Here is a 5520-nt window from a genome sequence, read left to right as displayed (position 1 = left end):
AGCAACAGCACCGTCAATGTCGGCATCATCGAAGATGATGAAAGGTGCATTGCCGCCGGTTTCAAGGCTGACCTTCTTGATCTGGTCAGAGCACTGACGCATCAGCAGCCGTCCGACCTCGTTCGAACCGGTAAAGCTGATCTTTGGAATTGGTGCAGAGTTCACGGCCCACGCGATCACCTTCGGACGCATAGATCAGGTTGACCACGCCATCGGGAAAGCCGGCCTGATGGCGAGAGCAAACATTGCACCTAGCCACGCCACGATAAGATCGAGCGCGGCTTCGTTGCGTGCGGGTCTGTGGTCAGTGGAGGGCGGAGGAAAAGCGCTCGGCGTGCTCGCCCTCGCGATACCACTGGTTCGCGCCGGCAAGCGCCAGTTTCTGAGGCAAATCGCCGAACAGCTGGTAGAGCCTTACTCTCAGGGCTTGGCATCTATGTCGCCTACGACCGCCACATGCAGCCCGTCGCGTGCGAAAGCGGCTTTGTGGAAGGCGCTTAGATCGGAGGGCGTTACGCTAGTCAGCCTCCCTTGGGCGGTCTCGAATACGGATGCGTGCGTAGATTCCGCGCCGCCAGGCCAGCTCGGCGATCGCATGAGGTTCGCGCTCATTGGCAATGATTTCGGAGAGAAGCTGGGCGCGTATGCGGTCGAAAAGTGCTGGTGTAGCCGGATGCGGGTCCCGCCGCCGAGAATGTCGGCCAGCAGTCGAGCGCCGCGGCCCCGCACCAGGGACCGCCCATGAATGACTCATGCGAGGCGTCTCAAGGCTGTCCGCGATCCAGCGCCAGATCTCCGCCTCGCCCGAGACGCGCAGAGCTGGCCGGTTGTGCAGGAGCCGTCGGCAATATCCGCCTTCCTCGTTCGGATGGGTAACGCTTGCGATACGGAGTCTTGACTTTGGCAGTCGCTCTGTGACATTACCTATATAAAGTTCGAAAGAAGGCGATATGGATCATGCATAGGTCACAGAGACCCGAATGAAGGCAACGTATAAACGCACCTATTCGCGCTACGCGATGGAAGCGCTTGGCCTTTTCGGTAAGACCATCCGGCTTGGCCGGATGCAGCACCGGTTAACCGCACAGGAGTTAGCCGAGAGAATCGGTGTTTCACGCAGCACCCTGCAGCGCATCGAGAAGGGCGATCCCAAAGTCGAAATCGGACTGATGTTCGAAGCTGCTGCCATTGTCGGTGTGAAGCTGTTCGATGCCGACGGCAATGGCATCACAGCCCTCACAGGCCGCATGGACGATCGCATCGCGCTGCTGCCGAAGCACGTCTACAAGGCCGGCAAGCAGATCGTCGATGAGTTCTAAGGTCCCCAAGTACGACGAAGCCTATGTCTGGGTCTGGCTGCCGGGCGAGACCGCGCCGGTTGTCGCCGGGCGGCTATATGCCCATGACGGACTCGTCAGCTTCAACTATGGCAGGAGCTTTCGTGAACTGGGAAGCGCGATCCCGCTTTATCTCCCGGAACTGCCCCTGAAGGCAGGCGAATTGCCTTTGCTTCCTGGCCTAACCATGCCGGGATGCATCCGCGATGCTGCCCCTGATGCCTGGGGACGACGGGTTATCCTAAACCGCAAATTCGGTGTGAAGGGCGATGAAATCGCGCGGCTCGATATTTCAGAACTGACGTTCTTGCTGGAATCAGGCTCGGACCGCATCGGCGCGCTCGATTTTCAGTTTTCGCCAATGCATTACGAGCCGCGCGCACTGGCCAATGCCACTCTCGAAGAGCTTGTCCAATCGGCGGAGCGGGTAGAGAAAGGTATTCCGCTCACCCCCGAATTAGATCAGGCGCTGCATCACGGCAGCTCGATCGGCGGCGCAAGGCCAAAGGCGCTGATCGAGGGTGACGCCGTCAAGCATGTCGCGAAATTTTCCTCGTCTGCCGACCTTTACAGCGTCGTCAAAGGAGAATTCATAGCCATGCGGCTTGCCGCCTTGTGCGGCATCAGAGCGGCATCCGTCTCGCTCGTTCGCGCCGCAGGCAACGACGTGTTGCTCGTCGAGCGATTCGACCGGATCAAGGTCACGGGCGGCTGGCAACGCAAATCCATGGTCTCAGCGCTGACGATGCTCGCGCTCGATGAGATGATGGCGCGTTACGCCAGCTACCAGGATTTGGCGGAGATCATTCGCCACCGATTCACCGCGCCGTCGGAAACTCTGCGCGAGTTGTTCAGCCGCATTGTCTTCAACATACTTTGCGGCAACACCGACGATCATGCCCGCAACCATGCGGCATTCTGGGACGGCGCTAAGCTCACCCTCACGCCTGCGTACGATATTTGTCCGCAGGCCCGCAGTGGCCAGGAGGCCAGCCAGGCCATGCTCATCAGCGGCAATAACCGCATGAGCCGGATAGCGTCCTGCCTTGAAGCGGCGCATCACTTCCTGCTCAGCGCGCCGGAAGCTCTTGCGATTGTTGAAGGCCAGCTCCGATGCATTGCGGAGAATTGGCCGCGTGTCAGCGAGGAAGCTACGCTATCCGGCACAGATCGCAATCTGTTCTGGGGCCGACAGTTCCTCAATCCCTACGCTTTTACGGCGCTGGAAGGAAGCGCCGACGTTCTCCGCGCTCTGGCTGACGAACTACGCAACAGTGTTCACGCCTGATCCGGCGCTGGATTTCGGACAAGCTCGGCAAGCGCAAGACGCCCACAATATCGACAACCCTTGCCGTGCCAGGACGAAGATTGAACAAACGGCTCTTCAACAGTGACAACGTGCACTGCGGAGAGATGTGGAGCTGACACCGCAAAAGCCCAAGACGCGCGACTTCCCGCGATACAACTCCACATAACTGAGCGTCTACAAGCGGTGCAGCCAGCCAAACATCCAGCCATCAAAGCGATGATCGTCTGATCTTTTGCCGATGACATCACGTCGGGGAAGCCTTGTTCGAGCGCTTGCCGCTTCATATCGATACCGGCCTGGGCGTAGCGCATCGTTAGTTCAGCCCGAGTGGCCTGGCCATCGACTGATGGTGGCGATGTCAACACCCGCCTTGACGAGGTGGATGGCCGTCGTGTCCCGCAAAGGGCGATGATGGATGCTTTTTTCCGCCATGGTGGTTCCTTCGCCCGCAGCCATGTGTGCGCAGCAAGTATGGAACACCGAACCGGGTGAGCAGTGTGGGGCGGTCGTTGCTTTGCTCGGCGGGACAGGGCGATACCAGACGAAGGTCACAATCGAAGATTCAGGATCCCTGAACTCGTGCATCCGTATTGAACATCAGCGAAAACAGAGCGTAATCCCGCTGTCCAGAAGGCGTGCGGCGGACGATACGCGCCAGGACGCTCTTGATTTCCGGGCTCATCGAGATATTCGACAGGTGCCACCCACGCGCCCTCTTGAAGGGAAGTGTCACCACCAGTTGCAGCGTATCCTAATATTCGGGGTGCTCCGAAATCAGGAACCGCGCAAAGGCATGCATCGCCGCCAGCCTTGCATTGCGGGTCGCAACTGCCACGCTCGACCTCAAGTGATGTGAGAAAGCTGCCCATCCTGTCGGTATTGATGTCGGAGACCGCTTCTTCTTTCAAGAATATCTTCCCGCTCTCCCGCGGCATGAGCCCGTGGCATGCTTCGGCCCAATGCTGTGGATTGATGTTTCTTCATGCCACAACCTCGCTGACGAGACCGCCGAAAGCCCCTTCAAAGCGGTCGGTGGCGATCTCTCGCAGCTTTGGAAGGTAGTGCATTGATTTTTCGTGGAATGGGGACCCTGTTTAAAGGGTGATTTTCGTCCAAACGGGACCCCTTAACGATGGGGTCATCAAGATGCCTCCGGCTTGATCGGAGGCATTTGTGTTTTGGATGTTGGTTTTAGAGACGATTGCAAAGATACGTCGGCTGTCGCTGGTCCAGGGGAAGTCGATCAAAGCGATCTGCCGTGAGCTGAAGATCTCGCGCAAGGTGGTGCGCAAGGTCCTGCGTTCTGAGGAGACGCAGTTCCGCTACGAGCGCAAGCACCAGCCCTATCCCCGCATGGGAGCTCGGCGTGAGACGCGGGACCGGCTGCTGTCGGCGAATGCGGCCAAGCCGCAGCGGGAGCGGCTGCCGGTCGCTTCGACGGCTTCCATTGCATTCCCCCGTCGGTGTCGAAGACCTGCACGGTGCGCTTCGACAACAACAAATACTCGGTGCTGTCGAGTGCCGTCGGTCGGCCCATCGAGATCCATGCTTATGTCGATCGGATCGCATCCGCCAGAGGATGGCGTGGTCGTGGGAGAACACGTTCGCTCCTTTGGCCGCAACGAGGTCGCCTACGATCCCTGGCACACGGCGCGCGCCGTTCCTTGGCTGGGTCGTGCGGTCGGCAATGGAGAAGGTGCGGCGCAGCTCAAGGCGGTTGATGACGTCGACCGGCAGATGGTGTTGATCCTCACCTGGGTGCTGACCGACGGATTGAGCGCGGTCGAGGCCGCCTGTCAGGAAGCCATCGAGCACGGTGCATCGTCGGCGCCGGTGATCCTCAACATCCTGGCCCGCAGCCGCGATCCGGCGCCGGGCACGATCCTTTCCATTCCCCAAGCGCTGAAGCTAGCTCACGAGCGGTCGCCGACTGCACCCGCTATGACAGTCTCAGGAGGACAAACAGCCATGGAACGCACCGAGGTACTGGAACTGATGGGAGCGCTGAAGCTCTACGGAATGCGCAGAGCCTATGACGAGATCATGGGCGCGTCGCCATCAAGCGACGGCACGAGCCGCCCAGGATTGTCGGTGATCTCTTGCAGGCCGAGATATCGGAGAAGCAGGCCCGCTCCATCAAATACCAGTTCGCTGTCGCCAAGTTGCCGCTGGCCAAGGACATCGACGACTTCGACTTCGCCGACACGCCGGTCACCCCCTGATGCGCGATCTCGCCCGGCCGCGCCTTCGTCGCCGATCAGCGCAACATCGTCCTGGTCGGCCGCCTTCACGGGTCACCCAACTCGCGCGGAAGGTCGACCGCATTGCGACGGGCGCGTGTCGACTTCCCAACAATGTCAGACAGGAGACGCAACGCTATCGGAGCGATCGCATTGCCCGAAACGATTTTCCCAGTTGGCACGACAATTGCGGTCCTATGCGCAAAAGCAAACTAGACCTGAGAGCCGCACCGCATGAATGTAGCCTCCCAATATCTGCCGCTTGTGGCGCATCACGAAGCCGGGCACGCGGTGGCCGCCATCGTTTTGCACCGTCAGACGTTCGACGACGACCGTGAACTCCCTGCTTTCTCAAGTGTTAGTATTTACCCCGACGTCGGTGACGGAGAGTGCGGTGGTGTTGTCGAAGGCGCGGGTTTTTATTCAGCGCAAGGATTCACCTCGAAGCGAAAGCCGATTTTCGAGGACGATATGGATCGATGTTTGGAACGCGATGATGCGATCCGGGAGATAGTTGCGTGTCTGGCAGGTCCTTTTGCAGAATCCGCATTCGAAGGCTATCTGGACCCGCGCGATATGGCGATGAATGCGTCCGATGGGAATGAGGGGAGCAGCGACTACGCGGATGCCAAGC

4 protein-coding genes and 3 pseudogenes are annotated in these 5520 nt (G+C 59.5%); 5 read left to right on the top strand and 2 right to left on the bottom strand.

Going from position 1 to position 5520, the window contains the following annotated elements; translation table 11 throughout:
* A pseudogene (locus EN993_RS30190) lies at positions 1-229 on the bottom strand (aldehyde dehydrogenase family protein); the annotation flags it as partial.
* Between the two features lie 751 nt (positions 230-980).
* Here EN993_RS30190 and EN993_RS30180 point away from each other — a divergent pair.
* Together EN993_RS30180 and EN993_RS30175 are read left to right on the top strand one after the other, a co-directional pair.
* Entirely contained in the window at positions 981-1319 is a 339-nt protein-coding gene (locus EN993_RS30180) for a helix-turn-helix transcriptional regulator (protein ID WP_063169282.1), read from the top strand.
* Positions 1309-2625 carry a HipA domain-containing protein gene (locus EN993_RS30175; RefSeq protein WP_063169281.1) on the top strand — a complete coding sequence of 439 codons (1317 nt, stop codon included), beginning with the start codon at positions 1309-1311 and terminating at the stop codon, positions 2623-2625. Before EN993_RS30180 ends, EN993_RS30175 begins: the two co-directional genes overlap by 11 nt.
* Positions 2626-3194: 569 nt before the next feature.
* Here the strand turns inward: EN993_RS30175 and EN993_RS30170 are convergent.
* On the bottom strand, positions 3195-3554 hold the full coding sequence (locus EN993_RS30170) for a hypothetical protein (protein ID WP_126066776.1): 360 nt from the start codon (positions 3552-3554) through the stop codon (positions 3195-3197).
* Positions 3555-4070: 516 nt separating this feature from the next.
* Between EN993_RS30170 and EN993_RS38075 the strand changes: the two are divergent.
* The 3 genes and pseudogenes from EN993_RS38075 to EN993_RS30155 form a co-directional block, all read left to right on the top strand.
* Positions 4071-4604, top strand: a pseudogene (locus EN993_RS38075) (IS21 family transposase); the annotation flags it as partial.
* A gap of 10 nt (positions 4605-4614) precedes the next feature.
* Positions 4615-4928 (top strand): annotated as a pseudogene (locus tag EN993_RS30160) (ATP-binding protein); the annotation flags it as partial.
* 192 nt (positions 4929-5120) lie between these two features.
* Positions 5121-5520, top strand: a 400-nt coding sequence (locus tag EN993_RS30155; protein WP_164747207.1) for a hypothetical protein, incomplete at its 3' end; no start/stop codon positions are given.

Origin of the sequence: Mesorhizobium sp. M7D.F.Ca.US.004.01.2.1, from assembly GCF_003997785.1 — a bacterium.
Lineage (GTDB): Bacteria > Pseudomonadota > Alphaproteobacteria > Rhizobiales > Rhizobiaceae > Mesorhizobium > Mesorhizobium loti.
Note: the sequence above shows the minus strand (reverse complement) of the source record. Positions and strands in the feature narration are given on the sequence as shown.

What these genes read in the sequence shown, in the direction of transcription:
- EN993_RS30180 (WP_063169282.1), top strand. Translation starts at nt 981, where the DNA reads ATGAAGGCAACGTATAAACGCACCTATTCGCGCTACGCGATGGAAGCG.
- EN993_RS30175 (WP_063169281.1), top strand. Translation starts at nt 1,309, where the DNA reads ATGAGTTCTAAGGTCCCCAAGTACGACGAAGCCTATGTCTGGGTCTGG.